Source organism: Panacagrimonas sp. (assembly GCF_965216805.1).
Taxonomy (GTDB): Bacteria; Pseudomonadota; Gammaproteobacteria; order Nevskiales; family Nevskiaceae; genus Panacagrimonas.
The window spans coordinates 2,116,040-2,141,919 of record NZ_CBDCGN010000002.1; the positions used below are offsets into that span (position 1 = coordinate 2,116,040).

A 25,880-nucleotide genomic window follows, 5' to 3' on the forward strand; every position below is an offset into this window, starting at 1 on the left:
TCGCAAACGACCAACCGAGGTATACAGTACGCGCGCGTTGTTCGAGTACGCACACCGCAAAACACGCACAGGCCTTCGGATGGCGAGGTGTTCTGCCGATCCGGCGAGCCGCCATCCGGACATGATCGAGGGGAAGATGAGCACCACACGCAAACATGGGGCCGCCGTCGGCGCGCGATGGCTGGGCCTGCTGGCCGGATGCCTGCTCGGCAGTTCGGCTCTGGCCACCGGCGATCAGGCCGCGCTGGGCAACGAGGCCGACGGCCGCAACTGGGCTGCCGGCGGGCGTACATTCAGCGAGCAGCGTTTCAGCCCGCTGGACGCCATCAACACCAGGACCATCGACCGCCTGGGACTGGCCTGGTCACTGGATTTTCCGGACATCTGGAACGTCTCCACCATCCCGCTGGCGGTGGACGGTGTGATCTACGTGGCAGCGGGCTTCACCGTGCTGCACGCGGTGGACGCACGCAGCGGCAAGCTGCTGTGGAAGTACGACCCCAAGGTCGATCCCAGGAAGATGCGCATGGGCTGGGGCAGCCGTGGCCTTTCGTACTGGAACGGCAAGATCTACGCCGGTGTGCAGGACGGACGCCTGATCGCGGTGGACGCCAAAACCGGCCAGCCACTCTGGGAGGCCATGACCACCGAGCCGGGCGACAACCGCTACATCACCGGCGCGCCGCGCGTGTTCAACGGCAAGGTCATCATCGGCCACGGCGGCGCCGACTACGGCCAGGTGCGTGGCTACGTCACCACTTACGACGCTGAGACCGGCAAGCAACTCTGGCGCTGGTGGGTGGTGCCCGGCAATCCGGCGGAGGGCTTCGAGAACGAGGCCATGGAAATGGCGGCCAGGACCTGGAACGGCGAGTGGTGGAAGTCCGGCGGTGGCGGCACCGTGTGGCACGCCATGACCTACGACCCCGAATTCAATCGGGTGTATCTGGGCACCGGCAACGGCTCGCCCTGGAACCAGAAGCTGCGCAGCCCTGGCGGCGGCGACAACTTGTTCCTCTGCTCGGTGGTGGCGCTCGACGCCGACACCGGCGAGTACGTCTGGCATTACCAGACCAACCCGGGCGAGACCTGGGACTACAACTCGGCGATGGACATGGTACTCGCGGACCTGACGCTCGACGGCAAACCGCGCAAGGTGCTGATGCATGCGCCCAAGAACGGGTTTTTCTACGTGATCGACCGCGAGAACGGCAAGCTGATTTCGGCCGAGACCATCGCCAAGGTCACCTGGGCGGAGCGCATCGACCTGGAAACCGGCCGCCCGGTGGAAGTGCCCGGCGCGCGCTATCCCGGCGGCGAGGCGCTGATCTGGCCCGGCCCCGCCGGCGCGCACAACTGGCAGCCCATGGCATACAGCCCGGACACCGGCCTGGTGTACATCCCCACGCGCGAGATGGCCGGCTACTACGACGACCGTGGCATCACCAAGGAAAACTGGTCCCCCATGGGCCTGATGCCGGTGGGCGTCAAGCTGTTCTTCGACGACATACCGCGCAACGCTGCGACCACCTTCCTGCAGGCCTGGAACCCGGTCACGCAGAAGCAGGCCTGGCGGCTGGATACTCCCGGGGGCACCAACGGCGGCGTGCTCTCCACCCGGGGCAGCCTGGTGTTCCAGGGCCGCTCGGACGGCAAGCTGGCCGCGGTCGATGCGCGCACTGGTGAAATTCTGTGGAGCCAGGACATGGGCGTGGGCACGCAGGCTTCGCCCATCACCTTCGAAGTCGACGGCGTACAGTACGTCTCCATTCTCGCCGGCTGGGGCGGCAGCCCCATGCTGATGGGATCGCTGAGCGCGCAGAGCGGCTGGGTGGGACGCCAGTATCCGCGCCGTCTGCTGACCTACAAGCTCGATGCCAAGGCCCCTTTGCCGGTTTCACCACCGCCCACGGCGAAGGTGGAGGTGGTGGCAGCACCCGAGTTCAAGGTGGACCCTGCGCAGGCCGAACGCGGCAAGCTGACCTACGCGACCCGATGCATGCTCTGCCACGGTGCGGCAGCGGTGGCCGGCGGTTTCGCCCCCGACCTGCGCGCATCGCGTGTACCTCTGGACCCAGCTGCTTTCGCGACGATCGTCCGCGACGGTGCGCTCACCGCTCGCGGCATGCCGCCGTTCGCGGAGCTTAGTGCCGCGCAACTCGAAGAGCTGCAGCATTACCTGCGCGAGCGGGCCAATCACGAGCCCAGCCTGTTCGAGACTGCGGCCATGCTGGCGCACTTCGGTTGGGTGTTTATCAAGATGCAATTGATGAAATACGGTCTGATGGGATGAGCCACTCCGGAGGACGATGTAAACGCAGCGAAATGATGAGCGGCTGTTCCCAGCGGCACAGACTAAGGACGAGAAAAGGGCAATGAGTGAATCTGGCTACGTGACACCGGCGACCATCAGTCCCACCGCCCACTACACCGGCTATGTATGGGCGCGTCATGGGCTGTCGCATTCCGCATTGGTGACGTCCGAAGGGCGGACCCTGTTCCATCTGCTGCGGCCGGCTGCGGCGATTGGCGGCGCGCTCGGTGCGCCCTATATCGAAAGTGTGCTGATGACGCGGCATCGGCTGATCGATCTGAAGCTGAGCGAGGCGATCGAGTCGGGCCGGATCACGCAGATCGTGGAGATTGCCGCCGGCCTGTCGCCACGCGGCTGGCAGTTCAGCCAGCGCTACGCTGATCGCCTGACCTACATCGAGGCCGATCTGCCGGGCATGGCACTGCGCAAGCGCGAAGCACTTGCCCGCATCGGACCGTTGGCGCCGAACCATCGCGTGGTCGATCTCGATGCCTTGGCTGATGAAGGTCCGGAAAGCCTGGCCGCGCTGGTCGCAACGCTGGATACCACGCAGGGCCTGGCGATCATCACCGAGGGTTTGCTGAACTACTTTACCGAGGACGTCGTCCGCGGCATCTGGCAGCGCTTCGCCCGTGCGCTGGCGCCGTTTGCGCGCGGCTACTACTGGGCAGACCTGCATCTGTCTACGGAGACGCGCGGCCCCGGTGTGATGACCTTCATCAAGCTCCTGTCGATTTTCGTCAAAGGGCGGGTGAGCCTGCATTTCACCTCGGCGGAACAGGCGCGGGCGGCGCTGCTCAAAAGCGGCTTTGGCGAGGCCAGCCTGCTCGATCCGCGCGACTTCAACACTCAGCTCGTCGGCATCCCGCATGGCGTAAGCGGGCACGTGAGAATCATCGAAGCGAGCGCCACAACCCCGGCCTGAGCGCCGCCGCTGTCGCAGTGCAGAAAGCCAAATCACAAGGAGCCAGATCACCATGAGCAGCACGCAGAACCCCTACCGCCTCGAAGGCAAAGTCGCCCTGGTCACCGGCGCGGGCCGCGGCATCGGTGCCAGCATTGCCAGCACGCTCGCGCGCGCCGGGGCCAAGGTGATGCTGACCGATATCGTCGGCGACTCGGCGCGGGCCATGGCGACGCAGATCGTCAAATCCGGCGGGCAGGCCGATTCGCTGCAGCACGATGTCAGCAGCGAGGCCGAGTGGGAGGCGGCCGTGGCAACCACCGTCAGTCGCCTGGGCGGACTGGACGTGCTCGTCAACAACGCGGGCGTCGAGATCATGCGTTTCATTGCCGACATGACCCAGGAGGAATTCCGTCACCTGCTCGCCGTCAATGTCGAAGGCGTGTTCTTCGGACTCAAGCACGGCATTCGGGCGATGCGTCCCGGCGGCTGCGCGGGCAAGGGCGGCAGCATCGTCAACCTGTCGTCGGTCGGCGGCATGATCGGCTTCACCGGTCTGTCCGGCTATTGCGCGACCAAGGGTGCGGTGCGCCTGCTCAGCAAGGCGGCGGCCGTGGAGTGCGGCCAGTTGCAGACCGGTATCCGCGTCAATTCGGTCCACCCCGGCATCGTCAAGACCGACATGGGCGTGAGCGTGATCCAGGGCATCGTCGACCTTGGACTGGTGGCGGATCTGGCGACCGCCGAAACGATGATGCAGAGCCTGCATCCGATCGGCACCGGCGAACCCGACAACGTCGCTGACGCGGTGCTCTACCTCGCCAGCGATGCTTCGCGCTGGACGACCGGCGCCGAGCATGTCGTCGACGGCGGTCTGTCGGCCATGTAGTGATGCAGTGCGCGCCGTCCTCGAGCAGGGCGGGCCGCACAAAGACCCCACATATTCAGGATCTGAGGAGAACTTTTGATGGCACAGATGGAAGGCAAGGTCGTATTGGTGACCGGCGCCGCACGCGGCATCGGCTTGGCGGTTGCCGAGCGGATGATCGAGGCGGGCGCGAGGGTGATGTTGAGCGATATCGACGCCGAGGCGGGGGAGTCTCAGGCCCGTCGTCTCGGCGAACGGGCTGCGTTTCAGGTCCATGATGTGACGGTGGCGTCGCAGTGGGACACCGTGCTGGAGGACATCGAGCGGCGCTGGGGCGGACTCGACGTCACGGTCAACAATGCCGGCATTGCACAGATGGGTGATATCGAATCCTGCACCCCGGCGCAATGGCAGAAGACCCTCGATATCAACCTCACCGCAGTGATGACCGGTACGCAGAAATCCATCCCCAGGATCAAGACGCGTGGCGGCGGCTCGGTCGTCAATATCGCCTCGATCGAAGGATTGATCGGCGAACAGATGGCGATGGCCTACAACGCCGCAAAAGGCGGCGTGCGCCTGTTCTCGAAATCGGCGGCGATTCACTGCGCGCGTTCCGGCTACAACATCCGCATCAACTGCGTGTGCCCGGGTTTTATTGAGACGGCCATGGTCGCCGATGCCGTTGGCTCCCTGGGCGCCGAGATGGCCCAGCAATTCCAGCAAGCCCTGCTGGCACGGGTGCCGATGGGGCGGCTGGGCCACCCGCGCGAGATTGCCAATGCCGTGCTGTTTCTGGCCTCCGACGACGCCAGTTTCGTCACGGGCGCCGACCTGGTGGTCGATGGAGGCCACACCGCCTGCTGAGCCCGGGCCTGACGCTAAGGCCCTCACACTGTTGTTTTGAACCACTTGGAGAACTGAAATGAAGAAGATCAAAGGAAAAATCGCGGTTGTGACCGGTGCCGGCAGTGGTATTGGCCGCGCCACCAGCATCGCTCTTGCCCGCAAGGGCGCGACGCTGGTGCTGGCAGACATCAATGAAGCCGGCATGCGCGAAACCGCGAAGCTGATCACCGGCATCGGTGGCTCGTCCAGCGTCCACGTCGTCAACGTTGCAGACAAGAGCCGGATGCAGGCGTTCGCCGACGAGATCGACACCAAGCACGGGCGCGTGGACATCGTCGTCAACAATGCCGGCATCGGCATCCTCGACGACTTTGTCGATGGCAGCCTCGAGGATTTCGAGAAGGTCGTCGACATCAACCTGTGGGGTGTGGTCTACGGTTCCAAGATGTTCCTGCCAATGATGCTGCGTGCCGGCGAAGGCCATATCGTCAACATTTCCAGCCTCGCCGGCATCATCTCGACGCCAGGTATGGTGTCCTACGGCACGACCAAGTTCGCCGTACGCGGCTTCTCGGAGTCGCTGCGCGCGGAGCTGGCTGGCCGCAATGTCGGCGTCACGTCGGTGCATCCGGGCATGATCCGCACCAACATCGCCAAGAGCAGCCAAGTCGCGGACAGTGCGCTGCAGGGCCGCATGGTCGAGTGGTTCGAGCGATATGGGCGTCCGCCGGAACTGGTTGCCGGCAAGATCGTGCGTGCGATCGAGAACAACGACATGCGCGTGCTGGTGACGCCGGAGACCTACATCATGGATCTTTTCAAGCGTGCGGCACCGACTGTCGCCGAAACCTTCAACGCGAAGGTCATGAACCGATTCCGCAAGGCCGTCAACCCCGCGTACGGATCCAAGACTTCACTGCGTGCAAAGCCTGCGAGGAACGCTGAGCGTGACGCGGCCTGATTATCTGCACGACCCAAGGGGTCGCCGTGAACGCGCATGTCATATCGCGGAAGCTGTTTGGTGGCCCGCTGTCGCTGCCGAATGCACTACGAGGACAGCAACTCGTTTTGCCGAGCAATTGTTTCCTGGACGGGAACGACTGCCGGCAGCCTGAGAGCACTGCCACCGCCTCCAGAATCAAGGGTTCGTCGGGCCGCGCGCAGGCTACAGGACCTGGGCCGAGAAGCGGAACCACATCACCGCGAGGGCGACGCAACTCGCCACGTATGCACCGAGTCTGGACGGAACGTGGTTGAAGCCGATGTAGATGATCACGTGCAGCACGCGCACGCCAACGAAGATCCATGCCAGTTGAAGCTGCGCGGGATCGCACTTGTGCATCACCAGCATCAGGATGCAGACCACGTAGAACAGGACCGGCGCCTCGAGCAGATTCATGAACGTGCGCGCCGGCCGCTCGACCCAGTCGTCGGGCGCTTCCGGCCCCCGGAACGCCTTGTAGTAATCGACCGACACCCTGCCCCGGATCACGGTCAGATTGCGAAAGACGAACATCAGAATCCAGACGACGGCCGTCAGGGCCACGAGTGCGATCACCGGCCGGACCAAGGCGGCCGGATCGACGCTCGCCGATGATCCCCGCGTCACGACCCACCAGAGCGCGACGAAATACGCGGACAGCAGCGTCGTCAGGACGACATAGGATCGTGCGAGTGAAGGGCTCATGCAGTACTTCCGACCGTGAGGGAGTGCGTCCCGCTCAGGAACGCACTCCCGGGAAAATCAGGGGTTCCCGAGGAAATCCAGGGTCAGTCGATTGAAGGCGGTGGCGTGCTCCCACTGCGCCCAATGCCCGCAGCGCGGCAGCACGTGCAGGTGCGCATCGGGCACGCCCCAGATGATCTTCAGCCCGTGGTCCAGCGGCACAAAACGGTCGTCGCGCCCCCATACCACCAGGGTCTTGGACTTGATCTCACCGAAGCGATGCGACACATCCCAGGCCGACAGCGGCACCTTCTGCGCGCTGATCAGGAAGTTCTTCAGATGTTCCGGGCTGCGCTGAATATTTTCCCAGCGGCCCTGGATCAGTTCATCGGTGATGAGAGACTGGTCGTAGATGAACACCTGGATCATCTGTTTGAGGTTTTCAAAGCTAGGTTCGGCGTAGAGCTTGAACAGTAGCTTGATCCCCTCCAGGGGCATCGGGCAGAACAGGCTCGGCCCCAGCCCTCCCGGCCCCATCAGCACCAGCTTGCCGAGGCGATCGGGATATTCGAGCGCAAAGTTCAGCGCGCTTGCGCCGCCCATCGAGTTGCCGACCAGGTGGGCCTTGTTGATGCCCAGTGCATCCATGAGCCCTTTTACCGCGCGTGCATTGACCAGCCCGCGCTGCTCGTCCATCACCAACGCATCCGACTTGTTGAAGCCCGGCGAGTCCTTGAGGATCACGCGGTAGCCCGCGTTGACGAAGGGCTCGATGTTGCGCGAGTAGTTGCTCCAGCCACCGGCTCCGGGCCCGCCGCCGTGCAGCATGATCACGGTTTCGCCGCTCTCGGGGCCGGCTTCGTTGTAGTGGATCAGGAAATTGCCGAGTCCCTTTTCATTGATGCGGACCTGCCGGCTGGTTGCTGCTTCAGTCAAATTGCTCATGGTGGTCTCTGGTACTGGCTTTCAAATGTGAAATAGTGAAACGTCTTGCCCGCATCAACCCGGCGCGCGCAGCGGCTTGTGGCCCCACATGCTCGGTACATCGTGGCGACCAACCGACCAGGACGCATCCACCACGCGCGCACCCCAGCCGAACTCGACTTCCACGCCCGATGGCGAGGCGCAGTAGAACGACACCATCTGGTCGTTGCTGTGCCGGCCAATGGTCGTGGTCAGGCAGTTGTCGCCGCCGAGGCGGTCGAAGGCATAGCCGACGTCGTCCAGCGACTTCACTTCGAGCATGAAGTGGTGGATGCGCTTGGGCACCGGGAATGCCGCCAGCGCCAGCGTGTGGTGACGACCGTTGCAGTGCAGAAAATAGGTCGGGATGACCATGCCGGGCGCGAGCGTCATGTCGATGACGTCGGTCAGGCGGAAGCCCAGCACCTCGGTGTAGAAACGCAGCGCGACCTGGGCATCCGCCACGATCCGGACGAAATGGCCGATGCCCTGGTCGCCGGTCAGGAAGCCGCTGACACCGGCGCTGGCGACGAACGGCTGATCGCTGACTTCGCTGCCGCCGTAATAGATTTCCAGTGGCAGGCCGAAAGGGTCGGCAAATTCGATCAGGCCGAGCACCTTGCGCCTGCGCGCCAGCGCCTCGGCGCCGACCCGGACCTCGACACCCGCCTTGCGCAGCGTGTCGGCCATCTTCTCCATCGCGGCCGCGCTCGCCACTTCGTAGCCGGCATAGGCCAGATCGTCTTCCTGGCCTTCATGCACGGCGATGCGCCAGGCGCGCGAATCCATGCGGAAGCAAGTGGCGTCCGGCTGTGCCGCCGCTTCCATCAGCCCGAGCTGCTGACCCAGGAAACGACGCCAGGCCGGCACATCCTTGACCGCAAAACCGAGGTATCCCAGACGCTCGACGCTCATTGCTTGTCTCCTTTCAGAAGTTTCAGTTTTTCCGGCAGATCATGACCGCCCGCAGCAGAAAAGAAGCCGCGCACGCCGAGTCCGCCGTCGTAGTTCAGCAGGGAACCGGTGGCCGGCACGGCGTCGCTGCGGGAGGCGAAAAACACATAGGCTCCGGTGTACTCCTCGACCGCCGGCATGCGGCCAATCGGCAGCACATCGGCCAGCATGTCCGCCAGCGGCACCGAGGAAATGGATTGTTCGCTCAGCCCCAGCGAATTCGGCCCGCGAAGATCGGTGCCGATGCCGCCGGGCGCCACGCCGTTGACGCGCACGTGCGGCGCCAGTTCGAAGGCGAGTTCGCGCACCAGTCCCACCACCGCATGCTTTGCGGCGGTGTACAGCGGGCCGCCGCCATTGGGATAAAAGCCAGCGTTGGAGATCGTGAAGATCACGCTGCCGCGACTTTCCACCAGGGCCGACAGGCAGGCCTTGACCGCGAGCAGATAGCCCTTGACGTTGACATGAAAGATCTCGTCGAACGCGGCGTCGATGCGGTCTTCCGGCAGGTCGACCAGCGGCGTCGAGTAATCCCAGATACCCGCGTTCGGAATCACGCAGTCGATGCGGCCGAAGCGTTCGGTGCAGCTGGTGGCGGCAGCCTTCTGGTCGGCCATCGACCGCACGTCACCGACACAGCCGATCACCTTGTCGCCGTGCACCGCTTCAATCGCCGCCAGACGCTCGGCGGACTTGTCGAACACGGCCACGCGGGCACCCTCGGCAACGAAGCGGTCGACGAGCGCGCGCCCGAGTCCGGATGCTCCCCCGGTGATCAGGGCCACCTGGTCCTTGAGCCTCATGTTTCTCCTCCTCTCAATCGTTATGGTTCTGGCGTTGTCGTTCTGGGTGCTCAGCTTGGAGCTACCGAAGGGCGGGCACGCAGCAGGTCACGAAGCTTGGTCGCCGGATCACGCAGCTCCGGCAAGCTCACCGGGGTTCCGGCTTCCACGAGCCGGGCGGCCGTGGCGAAGTCCTTGGTGGCATCCACCGACATGGCGGCCAGCACCGCACCGTCGTGCACGCGCAGCATCAGCAGCGGATGGCCGGACTCCGCATCGCCGCGCAGCAGCCAGCTGCCCAGGCCTTCGAAGTCGCCGATGGTCTGGATGCGATGTCCGGCAATCTCGGTCCAGGCGCGCGGAACCTGTGGCGAGGGTTCGGCGCGGCCAAGCATGGCGGCCGCCACGGTCGCCGCCTGGGCCTGACTGTTGAGATAGGTTTCCAGCGAGCGCTGGCCACCCCCGCGCAGCGGCCAGCACGCGGCATCCCCCGCCACGAACAGTTCGGGACAGGCGCTAAGGCCGGTGGCATCCACCGGCACGCCGCGCGCGCAGGCCAGCCCGGCCTGCTGCGCCAGCGCCGTGTCCGGCTCGGCCCCGACGCTGACCAGCACCGTGTCCGCTGAGACACGCAGGCCATCGGCGAAGGCCACGGCGTGCACGCGACCGCCCTTGCCTTCGAATGCCGTGACCCGGGCATTGCGCTGCACCACCACGCCGAGCGCTTCCAGCCGTTCCCGGCACCAGGCCCCGAGCCGACGGCCCAGTACGCGCAGCAGCAGTTCATCGGCCGATTCGAGAATCCTGACTTCGGCACCGGTCTTGCGCGCCGTCGTGGCGACCTCGCAGCCGATCAGTCCGCCGCCGACGATCAGCAGCGACATCCCGGGCCCGATACGGCTGCGCAGATTTGCGCTGTCGACCTGATCGCGCAGGCTCAGCACGCCCTCGAGTTCGGCACCCGGAAGGTTCAGCGTCCTCGCACGGGCGCCGGTGGCCAGCAACAGGCGGTCATAGGTCAGGTGCGTGCCCGCAGGCAGATGCAGCCTGCGGTGCGCAAGGTCGATCTGCTGCACGCGCGCACCGGCATGAATTTCCACGGCGGCATCGGCGTACCAGTCGGCATCGAGCAGCGGCGGGGCCTCCGCCACTGCGCCGGACAGCACTGACTTCGACAACGAGGGGCGGTCGTAAGCCGGCACCGGCTCGTCGCCGAACAAATGGACGCGGCCGTCGTAGCACTGGTCCCGCAGGCTGCGCGCAGCCGAGGCCCCGGCCAAACCAAACCCGACAATGGCGATGTCCCGGATCACGGTGTGGCCGCGGCCGCGTCGAAATCGACGAACACCTCATCGCCCTCGACCCGCACGGCAAAGGTTCGCAGCGCGCCCTTGGCCGGTGCCGAGCGCACCTTGCCGGTCCGCACGCAGAACTTGCCCATGTGCAGCGAGCATTCGACGACATCTCCATCGAGGTAGCCGTCCGACAGCGACCACTCGCCATGCGTGCAGCGGTCCTGGGTGGCGAAGAATTTGCCGTCGACATTGAACAACGCAATCGGAATCGCGAACTGATCCAGCTTCAGTGCTTCGCCCTCGGCCACATCGCTGCGGCCACAGACTTTTACGAACGCCATGGTCTGCCTCTCAGAAGAAAATGCTGAGGTTGTTCGACATCAGCGTGCCCTGGTCGATCAGGATGGTCCGCCGCGCGATCTTGAAGCGCATCCCGGTGTCGCTGCGACGCAACACGTCACGACGCTCGCCCGCGAAGATGTCGACCTGCCGTTCGAGACGGTTGCGGTAGACCAGGAATGCGGAACTGACCTCGTAACTGTCGTGCTCGCTGCCGGGGCTGATCATCACGTTGGTGACCATATGACGCGTGCGCGAGGGCGGGTTCTCGGCCCAGCCGAACTCGCTCAGGGCCTTGCGCACGCGGCCGTACATGGTGGCGTAGGTGTCATCGAAGTGGGCGAAGTCGTGGTCGCCGCTGTACTCGCGATCGGCCTCGCGCATCATGCGGGTGGTGCGCAGCGGCATGAAGTAGCGCAGGTCGGCTTCCATCAGGCCCAGCCAGGCCTCGTAGGCGCGGCTGTCGAGCAGCGCCGCCTCGCGGTAGTAGAACTGCTCGATCTCCTGTTGCAGCAGAGGATCGGTGGGCTTGGCGCTCATCTGCATCAGACTGGCGAGGTCCATTTTTTCAATTGTCATGGGGGTGCTCCGGAATTGGCGGTCGGCAGAGATCAGGGCTTGAGCGTGTCCCAGCTGGGCTCGGACATCATCCGCGCCCAGTGCTGGTACATGCCGCGCGCCGCCTCCTCACCGTAGACGTAGCCAATGCGGCCCGGAAAATTGGGATCGTCGGTCCGCGAGCGGCCCAGGCCCATCTGTGCATTCAGCGGCCGGCTGCGCGCCTTGTGGCCGCGCAGCACCTTCTGGATCTCCACCCAGTTCTCGCCGTCGTCCTGCTCCAGCACGCCGCCGGCGGAGAAGGTGCGGATGTTCTGGCGACGGAACTCTTCCTTGATTTCGGGCGGCGCGTCGGCATCGACGAGCGCGAAGGCCCAGACCTCGATCTCGTTGGGGCCGCGCGGATGCCAGGTGCGGATGGTGTTGATGCCGGGCAGGAACGAACAGGTCGGGAAGATGGTGGTGTGCTGCCCGAACATGTGCTTGGCCGGCATCTGGTCGAGGCGACCCGCAGCAATGTCAGCCGCCGCGCCCTCGGTCCAGTACTGCGTGACCTGCGGCCCCATGACGCCCATCAGGATGCCGGGTTCATCGACATACCATCCAGCGCCGTGGCCACCCCAGGCGGCACGAAACTGGTTGCCCTGGGTGGGGATCTGGGCGTCGGCGAGGCTCATTTCGGGCGGCATGCCCGCGAGCAGGCCCGACAGGTGCGACACCGTACCGGCGTGGTACATGTCACTGCAGAACTGCTCGGCCGCGAACTTCCAGTTGCAGGGGATCACCCACTTCTGAATGCCGCCGATGGCCTCGGTGCCGGCCGGCGTGCGATCGAGCATCACATCCATGTAGGGCTTGGCGTCGCCGATGTAGGTTTCCAGATCGGGCGCTTCGGCGTCCCAGTTGGCGAACACCAGGCCCTTGTAGATCTGCACGCGCGCCTGCAGCGGGCCCCAGTCGGCCTTGTCGAAGCCGCATTCGTGTTCCTTCTTCGAGCAGTACGCGGTGTCCTCGTAGGGCACGCTGACCAGATTGCCGGCAATGTCGTAGGCCCAGCCGTGATAGCTGCAGGTGAACGCCTTGGCATTGCCGGCGTCCGATCGGCAGATGCGCATGCCGCGATGACGGCACTGGTTGAGGAACACCCGGATGCTGCGGTCCTTCTGGCGCGCCATGATCACCGGGTCTTCGCCCATGTAGGTGGTCAGATAGTCACCGACCTTGGGCACGTGGCTGACGTGCCCGAGCAGTAGCCAGGAGCGCGCGAACACCCGCTCCAGTTCCAGCTCGTAGAGGTCCGCATCGGAGTAGATGCGCGGGTCCAGCAGACCCTTGTCCTGATCCACCAGTGCGCGTATCGCCTCCGGCGTCCAGGTTCGCTTGAACCGCAAGGGCACTTCTGCGGCACCGTTGTTTGTGTCACTCATGTCTCACTCCTCCAATGACCTGCGCCTGTACGGCGCTAAAAAAATTTCTGTTCAACCAACAAGAAAAAGACCGACCGAGGGTAGCAGCCCATGCTGGCGCACCGCCTCCAGCGAGGCCTCGATGTGGGATTTCAGCAGCGACGCACACAGGGCCCCGTCGCGTGCCAGCGCGGCATCGTGCAGCGCCTGGTGTTCCGCGTTCACATCGCGCTCTGGCGACGGGTGATGGGCGGTCAAGCGCCGATACCGCTCCATGTGCAGGTAAAGCACCGCGCGAAAGCGCCGCGACCACAGCGAGGGGCAGGCACTCAGCAGTGCTTCGTGGAAGTCGCGATTGCAGCGCTCCCATTGCTCGAACCAGACCCCGGGATTCTTCACCGTGCGCGAATGGATACGCGACAGCCGGTCAAACGTGGTCGTGACCTCAGACCGCCATTGGTCATCGCCCAGACGGACGCTCTGGCGCAGGGTCTCGCACTCGATCAGCACGCGCGTGCGCGTCAGGTCTTCCATGTCGGCCAGCGACATCGGCGCCACGCGAAAGCCACGCTGCGCCTCGGCGTGTGCCAGGCCTTCGGACACCAGCAGGGACAGGGCTTCGCGCATCGTTCCGCCGCTGACCTCGTAGCTGTCCTTGAGGTGGGCCACAGCGAGCCGCGAGCCCGAAGCCAGGTGCCCTTCCAGGATGTCGCGGCGCAGACGATGCACGGTCGACTCGATCAGGCTGCGCGCAGCGCTGCCGTCGCTCGCTGCAGCACCGACTCGGGACACATGCTGCGCGTTTCCTTCCATCTGACGTCCCCTCCAGTCTTTGCTGAACTGCGCGCAACCGGCTGCGCTGGGGAGATGTATATCCTATTTTTCAAAATATCGACATTTTACCCGCCCATTCTTTTGCATTGATTCGGCGAAGCTCACGACGACGATGCTGGGTTGGCGATTCCCCGTCTTTGAGCTGCCGCGGATCGGCCCCCAGCTCGATCTGCCGGTCTCGCTCAGTACCATCTCGCTCGACACGCGCGACGGGGGATTCTGGAAGCGCGCCCCGGCCGCGCTCAGAGCCTCAGGCTCTTCGCGATGATGTTGCGCTGGATCTCGCTGGTGCCCTCGCCGATCACGTAGACGAAGGCGTCGCGGTGGAAGCGGCCCACGGCGTGGTCGCGCATGATGCCGGCGCCGCCGTGGATGCGGATGGCCTGTTCGGTGACGTGCAACGCGCATTCGCTGGCGGTCAGCTTGACCTTGGCGGCGGTGGCGGCATCGAGCGTGTTCTGCTCGATGCGCCAGGCGCCGTAGTACACCAGCCAGCGCGCCGCCTCGATCTGCGCGGCCATGTCGGCCAGCTTGTGCGCGATGGCCTGGTAATGGCCGATGCGCTTGCCGCCCACTTCCCGATCACGCGCGTAGGCAATCGCCGCGTCGAGCGCGCCCTGGGCCATGCCGACGCAGTTGGCGGCGACGCCGACACGGTTCTCGGAAAGACATTCCAGGATGATGGGGTAAGTGCCTTCCCGCCCACCGAGCAGCGCCTCGTCCGGCACGAAGGCCTCGTCGATGTGGATCAGCCCGGTCTCCGAGGCGCGGATGCCTTCCTTGGCCATTTTGTGAATCACGATGCCGGGGTTGGGCAGTTCGACGATGAACAGGCTCACGGCCTCGGGCGTGAGTTCCGGCCGCGTGCGCGCGGCCAGCAGCACGAAGTCGGCAATCGGTGAGTTGGTGATGTACATCTTGCTGCCGCTGATGCGGTAGCCGCCGGGCACCTTGGTGGCGCGCGTCCGCAGGGCGCGGATGTTGGACCCGCCCTCGGGCTCGCTGAGGCCGAAGCAGGAAATGAGCTCGCCCCGCAGACCCGGTGCGAAGTACTTCGCCTTCTGCTCGGCCGTGCCGCTGCGCCAGATCGGCCACAGGCCCATGTGCGCCTGCACCGACCAGGTGGAGGCGAATGCCTGGCTGACGCGGCTCATCTCCTCGCGCGCCAGGCATTCGCCGAGCTTGTCGAAGCCCGAGCCGCCGTCGGCTTCCGGATAGCGGATGCCGATCAGGCCCATGTCGCCCCACTGGCGGATCATTTCCTTCGGGAAGCGTTCCTCGTCGTCGCAGGCACGGGCAATCGGCGCGACCTCGGTCTGGAAGAAGCGGCGGACGGTGTCGCGCAGCATTTCCTGCTGCGGGGTGATTGAGAAATCCATCGATCAGTTTCCTTCGGGAGTCTTGAGAAAATCAGGGAGCGCGGTCTTGCCGAACGGGTCGAACGCCGGCATGGACTGGTGTTCCGGAACCATGTGCAGATGCTTGGCCAGGCGCAGGCCGCCGTCCACCGGCAGCACCACGCCGGTGATGTAGGCCGCGGCCTCGGACAGCAGGAAGCAGATCGACGCCGACACCTCGGCCTCGGTGCCCATGCGCTGGTAGGGGATCAGGCTGCGCCGCGCCTTGAGCCGCTGCTGGAACTCCGCGTTATAGGTGCCCATGCCGCTGGTGGCGATGGAACCGGGCGCCACCGCGTTGACGCGCACGCCCCGGTGCACCCATTCCAGGGCAGCGGTCTGGGTGAGGTTGATCATGCCGGCCCGCGCGGCGCCGGTGTGGCCCATGCTGGGCATGCCGAAATCGACGATGGCGACCACGTTGACGATGGCGCCGCCGTGGGCCTCCATCCACTGCTGGTAGACCTCGCGCATCACGGTGAACCCGCCATTGAGATTGTTGCGCACCACCGCGTCCCAGCCCTTGTCGGAAATGTCGCGCAGCGCGCTCGGGAACTGTCCGCCCGCGTTGTTCACCAGGCCATCGATGCGGCCGTGTTCCGCAAGGATGGCCGCCACGCCCTCGCGCACCGCAGTCGCAGCGCGGATGTCGATGACGCGAAGGCTGCAGGCCAGGCCGTCCTGCGCGAGTTCGTCGCGCACGCGCTCCAGCTTTTCGAGCCTGCGGCCGACCAGCACCGGCATCGCGCCCAACGTGGCCACTTCGTGCGCCGTGCAGCGGCCGATGCCGGAGCCGGCGCCGGTGACGATCACGACCTGGCCGCCGAGCAGTTGCGGCCGCAGCGCAGACCGATAGCTCATGCGCCGGTCTCCACCCGCAGGCGCAGGCTCACTGGTCCGGCCTGCCGATTTGGCTTAGCTTCGCGCCTCGCTGCCGCCCTGTTCATCGTCCGGTTCCCTGTCCCACGTCGATTCCATGTCGCTCGCCGCCGTCCTGCACCTGATCCTGCACGTCCTGGCTCCCGGGCTGGTCGCCTGGTTTTTCTTCCGCCCAGGCCGGCGCCGAGCCTGGGGAATCATGCTGGCGACGATGGTGGTGGACCTCGATCACCTGCTGGCCACGCCGATCTATGATCCCGACCGTTGCAGCATCGGCTTTCATCCGCTGCACACGCTGCCGGTCATCGCGGTCTATATCGGCCTTACGCTGCTGCCGCGCACCCGCCTCATCGGCCTGGGGCTGATGCTGCACATGCTGCTGGACTTTTCCGACTGCGCCGTGCAGCGCGGGTTTTCCGACGCGCTGTCGCGGCTGCTCGGCACGAACTGAGAGCACGTCACACCGCATCGCCCAACAGCGCACGCGGCACCGTCACCGGAAAATGCAGCAACTGCTGGGCGAACGTCTTGCCCTGCACGTCCAGCCGCAGCGACACCGCGCCACCGCCGCCGAGCGCGTCGTGCAGCACGAAATTCAGCGCGGCCAGGCCCGGCAGATCAAAGCGATCGACCCGCGGCGTGCCGGTGTGCGCGAACCAGTCGCGCACCCCCTCGGCCGTCAGCGCGTCGCGGAGGTACGGCAGATAGTCCGGCCGGCGCGCGAGCACGCCGATGTTGGAGCGGTCGCCCTTGTCGCCGCTGCGGGCCACGGCCAGGCGGATCAGCGGCACGCGGACGGTGTCGCCCTGCGCGGCCCTGGCCTCGACGATTTCAAGAGTCGGCGCAGGCTGCATCGGCGGCGCGGCCGCGAGGCGCTGCCAGTCGAACGCGATCGCGCACCCGTCCACCGCGACTTTCACCGGCACCTCGGTCTTGGACAGCAGGAACGAGAACGGCCGCACCACCGGCGTGGTCTTGGGCCGGCCGGTCGGACCGGCCGCACAGCGCCCGGTGGTCATCGACAGCGCAGCACCCGCGGCCTCCTTGGAGAACACCTCGCAGCCCGAATAGCGCTCGTGCCACACGTCCACGCGCAGCACCAGCTCGTTGGCGTCCACCGGCGGACGATGCGCCGGGTTCCACAAGGTGTTGGTGCCGGTCAGATGAATGGCGGCGCCGCGGAAGTCCGGCAGCTGTTGCTGCGCGAGCCTGCGCCTCGCGACGGAAAGAATCGCCTCGCCGTTGGCGCGCGCGCGGCGCGGCGCATCGAAGCTGGTGATGGTCTGGAGGAAGGTCGCGCGAAAGCCGTCGTCGTGCGTCGCGCAGACCTTGTAGTCCGGCGTTCGCGGACGGCCGCGCACGCCGCTGACGTGGACGCGGTCCGGCGCCTGCTGCACCAGCCGCGCGCCCGAGAAATCGCAGACCACGTCGGGCACGATGTAGGCCTGCGGATCGTCGATCTCGTAGACCAGCTGCTCGCCCACGGTGAACGGCGACACCAGCCCACCGGTATCCGCCGGCTTGGTGATGACGAAGCTGCCGTCGGCCGAACACTCGGCGATGGGAAAGCCCATGCGGTCCCAGCCCGGCGCCACCTGTTCCCAGTCGGTGAAGTTGCCGCCGGTGGCCTGGCAGCCGCACTCGATCAGGTGCCCGGCGAGCGTGCCGGCGGCGAGGCGGTCCCAGTCCTGCGGCGTCCAGCCGAATTCGTGGACCAGCGCGCCCAGGGTCACGGCGCTGTCGACCACGCGGCCGGTGACGACGATGTCCGCGCCCGCGTCCAGCGCCGCCGCGATCGGGAACGCGCCGAGGTAGGCGTTGCAACTGGCGAGCTTTGCCGGCAGCGGCTTGCCGTCGTACATCTCGCGGACGCCACGCGCGCGCAGTTCCTCGCTGCGGTCCAGCAGCTCGTCGCCTTCGACGGTGCCGACCTTCAGCGACACGCCGGCTTCGGCCAGCGCCGCGCGGATCGCCTTCGCGCAGGCCTGAAGGTTCACGCCGCCGGCATTGGCGATCACGCGGATCCTGCGCCGGGCGATTTCGCCGGCCAGCGGCTTGATCACCTGGGTGATGAAGTCGGTCGCATAACCCGCATCGGGCGACTTGCTGCGGGCCTTGGCGAGAATCGCCATGGTGACTTCGGCAAGGTAGTCGAACACCAGGTACTGCACGTCGCCGTGCAGCACGAGCTGCTCGGGGCCATTGGCGGTATCGCCCCAGTAACCGGCGGCGCCGCCGATGCGCACGGTGCGCGCGCTCATGCGGCGTCCTCCAGCTTGAGCAGCGCCTGCCGCGGATCCACCTGCTGCCCGACCGCAACCAGCAGCTCGGCGACGCGGCCGGCGCGGCCGGCGCGGATCTCGTGATACATCTTCATGGCTTCCAGGGTCATCAGCAGGCCGCCCTTTTCCACGGCCTCGCCTGCTGCGACAAAAATTTCCGCCACCCGCCCGCTCATCGGCGCGACCGGCCCGGTGGCGTGCGCCGCAGCGCTGGCGCTGCTCGCGGCCGGCAGCTCGAACACCCAGAGCCGGGCGCCGTCCTGCACATGCCAGGTGCCGTCGGCGTCGCGCACGGCGTGGATGGTGCGGCGCAGGCCGTCGATCTCGAACACGTGGCGCGGTGCCGCGCTGTTCACGGCGACCAGGCGCGTGGCGATCCCATCGGCGCCGGTGACGGTGTAGCCCTCCGGCGTCTCCTCGACCACGCAACGTATCGGCGCGGGGTCGCCGGCCCCGATCGGCAGCAGCGTCACCGGCCAGGACAGGCTGCCGCTGCTGCGCCAGCCGCTGGCCGAGGCGGCGCGGCTGCTCAGCACGGCGGCCACCGCCGCCGCCTGCCGCGCGGCGGCGGCATCGTCGCGCGGCGGTGGGGCGCGCGTATCCAGCCAGCGCGTGGTCACGCCGCCGCTGCGGAACACCTCGTCCTGCAGCAGTTCGATCAGCTGGCCGCGGTTGCTGCGCAAGCCGAGCAGCACGGTTTCCTCCAGCGCGCGCACCAGCTTGCGGCGCGCCTCGTCGCGGTTGGCACCGTGGGCGATGATCTTGGCCAGCATCGGGTCGTAGTCGGCGCCGACTCTCCGGCCTTCGCCGATGCCGGTGTCGGTTCGCGCAAGGTCCGCAGCCGGGGCGCGCCAGCACAGAATCGGGCCGGTCTGCGGCGCGTAGTTGGCGTCCGGATCTTCCGCGTACAGGCGCGCCTCGATGGCGTGGCCGCGCAACTGCACCTGGCCCTGTCCCAGCGGCAGCGGCTCACCGGCCGCGACGCGCAACTGCCAATCGACCAGGTCCAGCCCGGTCACGAACTCGGTGACCGGGTGCTCGACCTGCAGGCGCGTGTTCATCTCCAGGAAGTAGTAGCTGCCGTTCGCCGCCAGCAGCATCTCGACTGTGCCGGCGCCGACGTAGCCGATGGCGCGCGCCGCTGCGACTGCGGTCTCGCCCATGCGCGCACGCAGCGCCGCGTCCACCGCGGGCGAAGGCGATTCCTCCAGCACTTTCTGGTTGCGCCGCTGCGACGAGCAGTCGCGCTCGCCGAGGTGGATGATGTTGCCGTGGGAGTCGCCGAACACCTGCACTTCGACGTGGCGCGCGCCTTCCACCGCGCGTTCCAGGATCAGTTCGCCGCTGCCGAAGGCCGACTGCGCCTCGGCCCGCGCGGCGGCCAGCGCGGCCGGCAGCGCGGAAGGCTCCGGCACGCGGCGCAGTCCGCGCCCGCCACCGCCGGCCGCCGCCTTGACCATCAGCGGATAGGCGATCTTGCCGGCGGCGGCGATCAGCACGGCTTCGTCCTGCGAGCCTTCGTCGTAACCCGGCACGCAGGGCACGCCGACCGCGGCCATGCGCCGGCGCGCCGCGCGCTTGTTGCCCATGGTGTCGATCGCCTCGGGCGAGGGACCGACGAAGCGGATGCCGGCCGCAGCGCAGGCGCGCGCGAAATCGGCGTTCTCGGCCAGGAAGCCGTAGCCGGGATGGATGGCGTCGGCCCCGGTGCGGCGCGAGGCCTCGATCAGCGCCGGGATGTTGAGATAGCTCGCCGACGGCGCAGCAGCGCCGATGCACACCGCCACGTCGGCACTCTCGGCATGCAGCGCGCCGCGGTCGGCCTCGCTGTACACGGCGACGGTGCGGTAGCCGAGCTTGCGCGCGCTGCGCGCAATACGGCAGGCAATCTCGCTGCGGTTTGCAATCAACAGCGTCGAGAAGGCCATAAGCTCTCAGCCCAGGCTGGGCCAGCGTGGCTTGCGCTTCTCCAGGAAGGCCTGCTGGCCTTCGACTCCTTCGGGGCCGCGATTGAGTTCGCCGAAGCGGCAGCCCGCGTATTCGATCAGCGCGTCCAGCGGCATCTCTCCGACACGATTCATGATCGCCTTGGTGGCCGAGCAGGCCATCGGTCCGCAGGCATCGATGTCGTCGAGCAGGCTCGCGAGCCTGGCGTCCAGTTCCTCGGTGGATTGCGCGACCTCATGGGCCACGCCCATGCGCACCGCCTCGGCGCCGTTGATCCGGCGGCCGGTGAGTCCGAGGTACCGTGCGTTCGACAGACCCACCCGGCGCACGACGTGCGGCGAGATCTGCGCCGGCGCCACGCCGATGCGGGTTTCCGACATGCCGATCTGCACGTTGTGCATCACCAGCGTGATGTCGAAGGTGCAGGCAAAGCCGAAGCCGCCGCCGAGCGCGAATCCCTCGACCACCGCCACCGTCGTCTGCGGCAGGTTGGCCAGGCGCAGGAACATGCGTCCGGCGCGGAAGTTGCGCTCCATCGCGATGTCCACGCCGGGGCGCGAGTCGTTGGTCTGCGCGCGGCGCTCGCGGATGTCGCCGCCCGCGCAGAAATGCCCGCCCGCGCCGCGAACGATCACCGAGCGCACGCTGTGATCGCTTTCCAGCCGCGTGATGAGGTTCTCCAGCGCCAGCAGCATCGCGTCGTTCAGCGCGTTGCGGCGCTCGGGGCGGTTGAAGGTGACGTACAGGCGCCCGCCTTGCTGGTCCAGCAACAGCGGGTTGGCTTCGGTTTCGGGGGTGGACATGGCAATGCTCTCGAAAGTGATCAGAACGCAGGCGGCTCAACTGCCGGCCATGCGCAGGCGCAGATCCTCGACCGCCTGCGGATTGACCAGCGCCGACAGGTCGCCCGGATCTCCGCCCTGGTAGACGGCGCGCACGACGCGGCGCATCACCTTGAGGTTGCGCGTCTTGGGCAGTTCCTCGGCGAACACCACGGACTTCGGCCGGTAGGACGTGCCCATGCCATCGACCACGGCTTTCGACAGGCGCTGGCGCAGCGCCTCGTCGGCGACCAGGCCCGGCATCGGCACGCAGACGCAGACCAGGGCCGAGCCCTTGGATTCGTCCGGCACGCCGATCACGGCGACCTCGGAGACGGTTCCCGTCGCGGTGAGCAGGTTCTCGATCTCGGTGGGGCCGGTGCGCTTGCCGGAGACCTTGATGGTGTCGTCCGAGCGGCCGAGCACGTAGTACATGCCATCGGCGTCGTGGCGCACGAAGTCGCCGTGCACCCACAGGCCGGGCAGCGTGTTCCAGTAGCTGTCCAGGTAACGCGCGTCGTCCTTCCACAGGCTCTTGGTCATGCCGATGCTGGCCTGGCGCAGCACCAGTTCGCCGACCTGCCCGTCCGCGACCGGCTCGCCGCTTTCGCTGACGATGCCCAGGCCCACGCCGAGGCCCGGCCCGGCGAAGGAACTCGGGCGCTGCGGGTGATGCAGCGTGCTCACCAGATTGCAGCCGCCCACTTCCGTGCCGCCGACGATGTTGAGGATGGGCAGCCGTCTCTTGCCGACGTGCTCGAACATCCAGCGCCAGGGTGCGGCGGTCCAGGCTTCGCCGCCGGAATGCAGCATGCGCAGGCTGGAGAGGTCGTAGCGTTCGACTTCCTCGTTGCCGTAGCGGCTCAGGTTGCGGATCAGGGTCGGCGCCACGCCGAGATAGCTGACCTTGTGGTTCTGGATCAGGCGCCAGAAGCGCCCGGTGTCGGGATAGTCCGGCGTGCCTTCCGCGACCAGCAGGCTGCCGCCGAAGTAGCTCGGGATGCAGGCGCACATGGCGCCGACCATCCAGCCCATGTCGCTCAAGAAGAAGTAGCGATCACCCGCGCGGAAGTCGCAGCAGATGTGCATGTCGCGCGTGACCATGGACCCCAGGAAGCTCACATGCGTCCACACGCAGCCCTTGGGCTTGCCGGTGGTGCCGGAGGTGTAGAGCAGCACGGCCGCGGCGTCGGCATCCATCGGCTCGGTCGCGAGTGTGGCCGGCTGCGGCGCGACGCGCTCATGCCACCAGTGATCGCGACCGGCCTGCATTGCCACCGGCAGCTTGTCGCCCAGACGCTGCACGACGACGACGTGCTCCACACAAGGCACCTGCGCGAGCGCCTCGTCCAGCACCGGCTTCATCGCACCCACGCTGCCGCGGCGCCAGGTGCCGTCCGCCGTGATGACGGCGCGTGCGCCGCCGTCCTGCAGGCGCGTGATCAGCGGCTGCGGACCGAAGCCCGAGAACAGCGGCATGACGATGGCGCCGATCTTCAGGATCGCGAAGAAGGCGATGAAGGTTTCCGGCAGGTTGGGCATGTAGATGCCCACCACGTCACCCTTGCCGACACCCAGTTGCCTGAGCGCGCCCGCGAGCCGGCAGATTTCGGCATCGAACTCGGCGTAGCTGAGCCCGCGCTGCTCTTCCGGGTTCTCTCCCTCCCACACCAGGAAGGTCTGGTCCCAGACCGGCGTGTCGCGGTGGCGGTCGATGCAGTTGAGCACGATGTTGGTGGTGCCGCCGACGCACCAGCGCGCCCAGGGCTGCCCGCCGGACAGGTCCAGCATCTGCGTGTAGGGCTTGTAGAAACGGAAGTCGCAGAACTGGAACACCTGCTCCATCAGCCAGCCCGGATCGGCGTCGGCACGCGCGCTGAGCGACTCGAAGTTTTTCTCGCCGACGTGTCGCAGGAAGGCGGTGAGCACGCTGCCCTCGATCAGCTCGGGGGTCGGTGTCCAGTCGAAGGGGGCGTCGGTTGCGGCAGGGTTGAGGCTCATGGCTTTTGGTCCCTCAGCGCGGCGCGTGCTTGCGGTGCCAGGACGGCTTGCGCTTGTCGAAGAAGCTCTGCATGCCTTCCTGCGCCTCCTCGGTTTCCCAGAAGTCGGCGAGCCGGTCCACGGTGTAGATGAGATTGTCCGCCTCGTTGTGGCCCAGCACGTACTGCGCGAGGCGCTTGGTCATGGCCACCGCGCCCGGCGCGCAGGACAGCGCCTGGTCCAGCTCGGCGTTGATGGCCTCGTCCAGCTTGTCGGCCGCAACCACTTCATGCACGAGGCCCAGGCGCTGCGCCTCGGTCGCCGTCATCGGCCGCGCGTTGAGCATCACGCGACGCACCTGGCTGGGGCCGAGCTTGGCGGCGACATACGGCGAGATCGTGGCGGGCACCAGGCCCAGGCGCACTTCGGTCAGCGCGAAGCGCGCGCTGTCCACGGCCACCGCCACGTCGCAGACCGCGATCATGCCGACGCCGCCGCCATAGGCCGGGCCGTTGATGCGGCCGATGACCAGGAGCGGAAATGTGTCGAGCCGGGCGAGGATGTCGGCCAGAGGACGCCCGTTGCGGATGCGCTGCGCGCGCGGCTGATCGCGCTGGCTCTGCTGCCAGCGGAAGTCGCCGCCGGCGCAGAAGCTCTCGCCTTCGCCGGAAAGCACGAGCACGCGCACACTAGGATCGCATTCGATGGTATCGAGCGCCTCTGAAAGCTCGGCGAACAGGAGCTGGTTGAGCGCGTTGTGGACCTCCGGGCGAGAGAGCGTGAGGCGCGCGACGCCGGCCTCGTCGATGCTCAGCTTGATCGTTTCAAAGTTGTTCATGGTTGTTCTCAGGCCGCCTTGCCGATGCGCACCACCACGGCATTCCGCTCCACCGTCTGTCCTTCGGTGCAGTGCGTGGACTCGACGACGCCATCGGCCTCGGCGCAGATGCGCATTTCCATCTTCATCGACTCCAGCACCGCGACCACGTCGCCGGCTTTCACCGCGTCGCCGCTCTTCACGTTGACCTTGAGAATCATCCCCATCATCGGCGCACGCAGTTCGCCGCTGGCCTCGCTGCTGGCGCTGATGTAGCTCAAGTAAGGCAGCGCCTCGAAGGCGTGGGTGCCGGCATCGTCCTGGACGTGAACGGTGCTGCCGTCCTGGATCGCGCGCACGTTCAGGCGCCGGCTGCCGAGGATGGCGAGATAGCGGTCGTCACCGAGCGGGCGCAGGTTCAGCTCCATGGGCGCATCGTCGACCGCCAGGCGCAGGCTGCCGTCGGCGGCCAGCGGCGCGAAACGGATGGCCGCGGAGATGTCTCCGCTTTGCAGATGCAGGGCCGGGATCGGCGCCAGGCCGTCGCCGGCATCCGCCATCTGCCAGCCGGTCAGCGCAGCCGCAGACCAGACGCCGGCCGCGGGCTCGGCGCGGTTGCGCAGCAGCCAGACGTATGCCGCGATGCCGAGCGTTCCGTTGTCGTGCAGCGCGTCCTTGAGCGACCAGGACGCCATGCGCTCGTCGATCAGGCGCGTGTGGAAGCTGCCATCGCGCGTCTCCGTCAGGGCCAGCAGGCGCTTGAGGAAATCGCGGTTGGTGATGACGCCGAACACGCTCATCTCGTCGAGTGCGAGCTGCATGCGGTCCATCGCCTGGTCGCGCGTCGGCGCATAGGTGATGAGCTTGGCCAGCATCGGGTCGTACCAGGGCGTGACTTCGCTGCCGGTATCCACCCCGGTTTCCACGCGCACGCCGCGCGTCGGGAAACTCACGTGCGCGAGCCGGCCGGTCGAGGGCAGGAAATTGGCGGCGGCGTCTTCGGCGCAGATGCGCGTCTCCACCGCGTGGCCGCTGATCTTCACATCGCCCTGGTTCAGCGCCAGCCCTTCGCCGGAGGCGATGCGCAGCATCAGCTCCACCACGTCCAGCCCGGTCACTTCCTCGGTAACGGGATGCTCGACCTGCAGGCGCGGATTCACCTCAAGGAAGTAGTAGCGATCACCCTGCACGATGAATTCCACCGTGCCGACGTTGCGGTAGTGCAGGCGCTCGCCCAGGCGCACGGCATCGGCAAGCAGGCGCTCGCGTACACCCGGCGCCAGCGGCGCGGCGGGTGCTTCCTCGACCAGCTTCTGGTGGCGGCGCTGCAGGGTGCATTCGCGCTCGAACAGGTGAATGACCTTGCCCCGGCCGTCGCCGACGATCTGCACCTCGATGTGGCGCGCGCGCTCGATCATCTGTTCGACGATCAGCGCGGGCGAACCGAAGGAGTTCTTCGCTTCGCGCATCGCCGATTCGATGTCGGCGTCCAGCGTGTCCAGCGTGTGCAGCGCGCGCATGCCCTTGCCGCCACCGCCGGCCGCGGCCTTGAGCATCACCGGCAGGCTCAGGCCGCGCACGGTGTGGGCGATCTTTGCGGCGTCGTCGCTGGCGCCCTCGCTGCCCGGCACCACCGGCACGCCGGCCGCGATGGCCTCGCGCTTGGCCATGGCCTTGTCGCCGAGCCGGTCGATGACCTCCGGCGTCGGGCCGATGAAGGCCAGACCCGCAGCTTCCACGGCGCGCGCGAACGCCGCGTTCTCGGCCAGAAAGCCGAAGCCCGGATGGATGGCTTCCGCTCCGACGCTCTTCGCCGCCTCGATCACGCGCTCCATGCGCAGGTAGCTTTCCGCCGCCGGCGCACCGCCGATCTCGATGCTCTGGCCGATCTCGCGCACGTGCAGGCCGTCACGGTCGGCGCTGGAATGCACGCCGGCCGCGGACACGCCCAGGCGGCGGCAGGTGCGGGCGATGCGGCAGGCGATTTCGCCGCGGTTGGCAATCAGGATTTTCTTGAACATGGTC

At 66.8% G+C, this 25,880-nt stretch carries 23 protein-coding genes; 6 read left to right on the forward strand and 17 right to left on the reverse strand.

Annotated features, from left to right (window positions below):
• Positions 1-136 precede the first annotated feature (136 nt).
• From ACOOHP_RS10155 to ACOOHP_RS10175, 5 genes are all read left to right on the forward strand, one after another.
• The gene (locus ACOOHP_RS10155) at positions 137-2,293 is read left to right on the forward strand and encodes a PQQ-dependent dehydrogenase, methanol/ethanol family (RefSeq protein ID WP_420466305.1); all 2,157 of its coding nucleotides are present in this window, start codon (positions 137-139) and stop codon (positions 2,291-2,293) included.
• A gap of 82 nt (positions 2,294-2,375) precedes the next feature.
• Positions 2,376-3,239, forward strand: a complete 864-nt coding sequence (locus ACOOHP_RS10160) for a class I SAM-dependent methyltransferase (RefSeq protein WP_420466306.1) — start codon at positions 2,376-2,378, stop codon at positions 3,237-3,239.
• Positions 3,240-3,291: 52 nt separating this feature from the next.
• Positions 3,292-4,107 (forward strand): glucose 1-dehydrogenase, encoded by an 816-nt coding sequence (locus ACOOHP_RS10165; protein WP_420466307.1) that lies wholly within the window; start codon positions 3,292-3,294, stop codon positions 4,105-4,107.
• A gap of 78 nt (positions 4,108-4,185) precedes the next feature.
• Positions 4,186-4,953, forward strand: a complete 768-nt coding sequence (locus tag ACOOHP_RS10170; RefSeq protein WP_420466308.1) for a glucose 1-dehydrogenase — start codon at positions 4,186-4,188, stop codon at positions 4,951-4,953.
• Positions 4,954-5,011: 58 nt separating this feature from the next.
• On the forward strand, positions 5,012-5,896 hold the full coding sequence (locus tag ACOOHP_RS10175; protein ID WP_420466309.1) for an SDR family NAD(P)-dependent oxidoreductase: 885 nt from the start codon (positions 5,012-5,014) through the stop codon (positions 5,894-5,896).
• Between the two features lie 204 nt (positions 5,897-6,100).
• Here the strand turns inward: ACOOHP_RS10175 and ACOOHP_RS10180 are convergent, their stop codons facing one another.
• From ACOOHP_RS10180 to ACOOHP_RS10230, 11 genes are all read right to left on the reverse strand, one after another.
• Positions 6,101-6,622, reverse strand: a complete 522-nt coding sequence (locus ACOOHP_RS10180; protein WP_420466310.1) for an MAPEG family protein — start codon at positions 6,620-6,622, stop codon at positions 6,101-6,103.
• A gap of 57 nt (positions 6,623-6,679) precedes the next feature.
• Positions 6,680-7,546, reverse strand: coding sequence for a 2-hydroxy-6-oxo-6-phenylhexa-2,4-dienoate hydrolase (gene bphD, locus ACOOHP_RS10185; RefSeq protein ID WP_420466311.1), 867 nt, complete (start codon positions 7,544-7,546; stop codon positions 6,680-6,682).
• Positions 7,547-7,600: 54 nt separating this feature from the next.
• On the reverse strand, positions 7,601-8,479 hold the full coding sequence (gene bphC / locus ACOOHP_RS10190; RefSeq protein WP_420466312.1) for a biphenyl-2,3-diol 1,2-dioxygenase: 879 nt from the start codon (positions 8,477-8,479) through the stop codon (positions 7,601-7,603).
• Positions 8,476-9,321 (reverse strand): cis-2,3-dihydrobiphenyl-2,3-diol dehydrogenase, encoded by an 846-nt coding sequence (gene bphB, locus ACOOHP_RS10195; protein ID WP_420466313.1) that lies wholly within the window; start codon positions 9,319-9,321, stop codon positions 8,476-8,478. Before bphB ends, bphC begins: the two co-directional genes overlap by 4 nt.
• Before the next feature lie 50 nt (positions 9,322-9,371).
• Positions 9,372-10,613 carry an NAD(P)/FAD-dependent oxidoreductase gene (locus ACOOHP_RS10200; RefSeq protein ID WP_420466314.1) on the reverse strand — a complete coding sequence of 414 codons (1,242 nt, stop codon included), beginning with the start codon at positions 10,611-10,613 and terminating at the stop codon, positions 9,372-9,374.
• Entirely contained in the window at positions 10,610-10,936 is a 327-nt protein-coding gene (locus tag ACOOHP_RS10205) for a bifunctional 3-phenylpropionate/cinnamic acid dioxygenase ferredoxin subunit (protein WP_420466315.1), read from the reverse strand. The genes ACOOHP_RS10200 and ACOOHP_RS10205 overlap by 4 nt, the downstream gene beginning before the upstream one ends.
• A gap of 10 nt (positions 10,937-10,946) precedes the next feature.
• Positions 10,947-11,498 (reverse strand): aromatic-ring-hydroxylating dioxygenase subunit beta, encoded by a 552-nt coding sequence (locus ACOOHP_RS10210; RefSeq protein WP_420466970.1) that lies wholly within the window; start codon positions 11,496-11,498, stop codon positions 10,947-10,949.
• Between the two features lie 47 nt (positions 11,499-11,545).
• Positions 11,546-12,919: an aromatic ring-hydroxylating dioxygenase subunit alpha gene (locus ACOOHP_RS10215; RefSeq protein ID WP_420466316.1), complete on the reverse strand. Its 1,374-nt coding sequence runs from the start codon at positions 12,917-12,919 to the stop codon at positions 11,546-11,548.
• Positions 12,920-12,970: 51 nt separating this feature from the next.
• A complete protein-coding gene (locus tag ACOOHP_RS10220; RefSeq protein ID WP_420466317.1) occupies positions 12,971-13,711 on the reverse strand; it encodes a GntR family transcriptional regulator in 741 nt (246 codons plus the stop codon).
• A gap of 263 nt (positions 13,712-13,974) precedes the next feature.
• Entirely contained in the window at positions 13,975-15,111 is a 1,137-nt protein-coding gene (locus ACOOHP_RS10225; RefSeq protein WP_420466318.1) for an acyl-CoA dehydrogenase family protein, read from the reverse strand.
• 3 nt (positions 15,112-15,114) lie between these two features.
• Positions 15,115-15,990 carry an SDR family oxidoreductase gene (locus tag ACOOHP_RS10230; RefSeq protein ID WP_420466319.1) on the reverse strand — a complete coding sequence of 292 codons (876 nt, stop codon included), beginning with the start codon at positions 15,988-15,990 and terminating at the stop codon, positions 15,115-15,117.
• A gap of 115 nt (positions 15,991-16,105) precedes the next feature.
• Between ACOOHP_RS10230 and ACOOHP_RS10235 the strand changes: the two genes are divergently transcribed.
• Positions 16,106-16,459: a DUF6122 family protein gene (locus ACOOHP_RS10235; protein ID WP_420466320.1), complete on the forward strand. Its 354-nt coding sequence runs from the start codon at positions 16,106-16,108 to the stop codon at positions 16,457-16,459.
• 7 nt (positions 16,460-16,466) lie between these two features.
• On the opposite strand, the gene ACOOHP_RS10240 is transcribed toward ACOOHP_RS10235, so the two are convergent.
• The 6 genes from ACOOHP_RS10240 to ACOOHP_RS10265 are packed head-to-tail and all read right to left on the reverse strand — an operon-like array spanning position 16,467 to position 25,876.
• The gene (locus ACOOHP_RS10240) at positions 16,467-18,269 is read right to left on the reverse strand and encodes an acyclic terpene utilization AtuA family protein (protein WP_420466321.1); all 1,803 of its coding nucleotides are present in this window, start codon (positions 18,267-18,269) and stop codon (positions 16,467-16,469) included.
• Positions 18,266-20,218: an acetyl/propionyl/methylcrotonyl-CoA carboxylase subunit alpha gene (locus tag ACOOHP_RS10245; RefSeq protein ID WP_420466322.1), complete on the reverse strand. Its 1,953-nt coding sequence runs from the start codon at positions 20,216-20,218 to the stop codon at positions 18,266-18,268. The genes ACOOHP_RS10240 and ACOOHP_RS10245 overlap by 4 nt, the downstream gene beginning before the upstream one ends.
• A gap of 6 nt (positions 20,219-20,224) precedes the next feature.
• Complete coding sequence (locus ACOOHP_RS10250; RefSeq protein ID WP_420466323.1) at positions 20,225-21,040, reverse strand: enoyl-CoA hydratase/isomerase family protein; 816 nt, start codon at positions 21,038-21,040, stop codon at positions 20,225-20,227.
• A 36-nt stretch (positions 21,041-21,076) separates the two neighbouring features.
• Positions 21,077-23,059, reverse strand: coding sequence for an AMP-binding protein (locus ACOOHP_RS10255; protein WP_420466324.1), 1,983 nt, complete (start codon positions 23,057-23,059; stop codon positions 21,077-21,079).
• Positions 23,060-23,072: 13 nt separating this feature from the next.
• Positions 23,073-23,876 carry an enoyl-CoA hydratase-related protein gene (locus ACOOHP_RS10260; protein ID WP_420466325.1) on the reverse strand — a complete coding sequence of 268 codons (804 nt, stop codon included), beginning with the start codon at positions 23,874-23,876 and terminating at the stop codon, positions 23,073-23,075.
• Between the two features lie 8 nt (positions 23,877-23,884).
• On the reverse strand, positions 23,885-25,876 hold the full coding sequence (locus tag ACOOHP_RS10265; protein ID WP_420466326.1) for an acetyl/propionyl/methylcrotonyl-CoA carboxylase subunit alpha: 1,992 nt from the start codon (positions 25,874-25,876) through the stop codon (positions 23,885-23,887).
• Positions 25,877-25,880: the final 4 nt, after the last annotated feature.

Coding starts and splice junctions, on each gene's coding strand:
- ACOOHP_RS10230 (WP_420466319.1), bottom strand. CDS start 15,990: ATGAGCTATCGGTCTGCGCTGCGGCCGCAACTGCTCGGCGGCCAGGTC.
- ACOOHP_RS10175 (WP_420466309.1), top strand. CDS start 5,012: ATGAAGAAGATCAAAGGAAAAATCGCGGTTGTGACCGGTGCCGGCAGT.
- ACOOHP_RS10250 (WP_420466323.1), bottom strand. CDS start 21,040: ATGTCCACCCCCGAAACCGAAGCCAACCCGCTGTTGCTGGACCAGCAA.
- ACOOHP_RS10210 (WP_420466970.1), bottom strand. CDS start 11,498: ATGGACCTCGCCAGTCTGATGCAGATGAGCGCCAAGCCCACCGATCCT.
- ACOOHP_RS10235 (WP_420466320.1), top strand. CDS start 16,106: ATGTCGCTCGCCGCCGTCCTGCACCTGATCCTGCACGTCCTGGCTCCC.
- ACOOHP_RS10260 (WP_420466325.1), bottom strand. CDS start 23,876: ATGAACAACTTTGAAACGATCAAGCTGAGCATCGACGAGGCCGGCGTC.
- bphB (WP_420466313.1), bottom strand. CDS start 9,321: ATGAGGCTCAAGGACCAGGTGGCCCTGATCACCGGGGGAGCATCCGGA.
- ACOOHP_RS10245 (WP_420466322.1), bottom strand. CDS start 20,218: ATGGCCTTCTCGACGCTGTTGATTGCAAACCGCAGCGAGATTGCCTGC.
- ACOOHP_RS10225 (WP_420466318.1), bottom strand. CDS start 15,111: ATGGATTTCTCAATCACCCCGCAGCAGGAAATGCTGCGCGACACCGTC.
- ACOOHP_RS10255 (WP_420466324.1), bottom strand. CDS start 23,059: ATGAGCCTCAACCCTGCCGCAACCGACGCCCCCTTCGACTGGACACCG.
- ACOOHP_RS10265 (WP_420466326.1), bottom strand. CDS start 25,876: ATGTTCAAGAAAATCCTGATTGCCAACCGCGGCGAAATCGCCTGCCGC.
- ACOOHP_RS10240 (WP_420466321.1), bottom strand. CDS start 18,269: ATGAGCGCGCGCACCGTGCGCATCGGCGGCGCCGCCGGTTACTGGGGC.
- ACOOHP_RS10160 (WP_420466306.1), top strand. CDS start 2,376: ATGAGTGAATCTGGCTACGTGACACCGGCGACCATCAGTCCCACCGCC.
- ACOOHP_RS10205 (WP_420466315.1), bottom strand. CDS start 10,936: ATGGCGTTCGTAAAAGTCTGTGGCCGCAGCGATGTGGCCGAGGGCGAA.
- ACOOHP_RS10220 (WP_420466317.1), bottom strand. CDS start 13,711: ATGGAAGGAAACGCGCAGCATGTGTCCCGAGTCGGTGCTGCAGCGAGC.
- ACOOHP_RS10165 (WP_420466307.1), top strand. CDS start 3,292: ATGAGCAGCACGCAGAACCCCTACCGCCTCGAAGGCAAAGTCGCCCTG.
- ACOOHP_RS10180 (WP_420466310.1), bottom strand. CDS start 6,622: ATGAGCCCTTCACTCGCACGATCCTATGTCGTCCTGACGACGCTGCTG.
- ACOOHP_RS10170 (WP_420466308.1), top strand. CDS start 4,186: ATGGCACAGATGGAAGGCAAGGTCGTATTGGTGACCGGCGCCGCACGC.
- ACOOHP_RS10215 (WP_420466316.1), bottom strand. CDS start 12,919: ATGAGTGACACAAACAACGGTGCCGCAGAAGTGCCCTTGCGGTTCAAG.
- bphC (WP_420466312.1), bottom strand. CDS start 8,479: ATGAGCGTCGAGCGTCTGGGATACCTCGGTTTTGCGGTCAAGGATGTG.
- ACOOHP_RS10155 (WP_420466305.1), top strand. CDS start 137: ATGAGCACCACACGCAAACATGGGGCCGCCGTCGGCGCGCGATGGCTG.
- bphD (WP_420466311.1), bottom strand. CDS start 7,546: ATGAGCAATTTGACTGAAGCAGCAACCAGCCGGCAGGTCCGCATCAAT.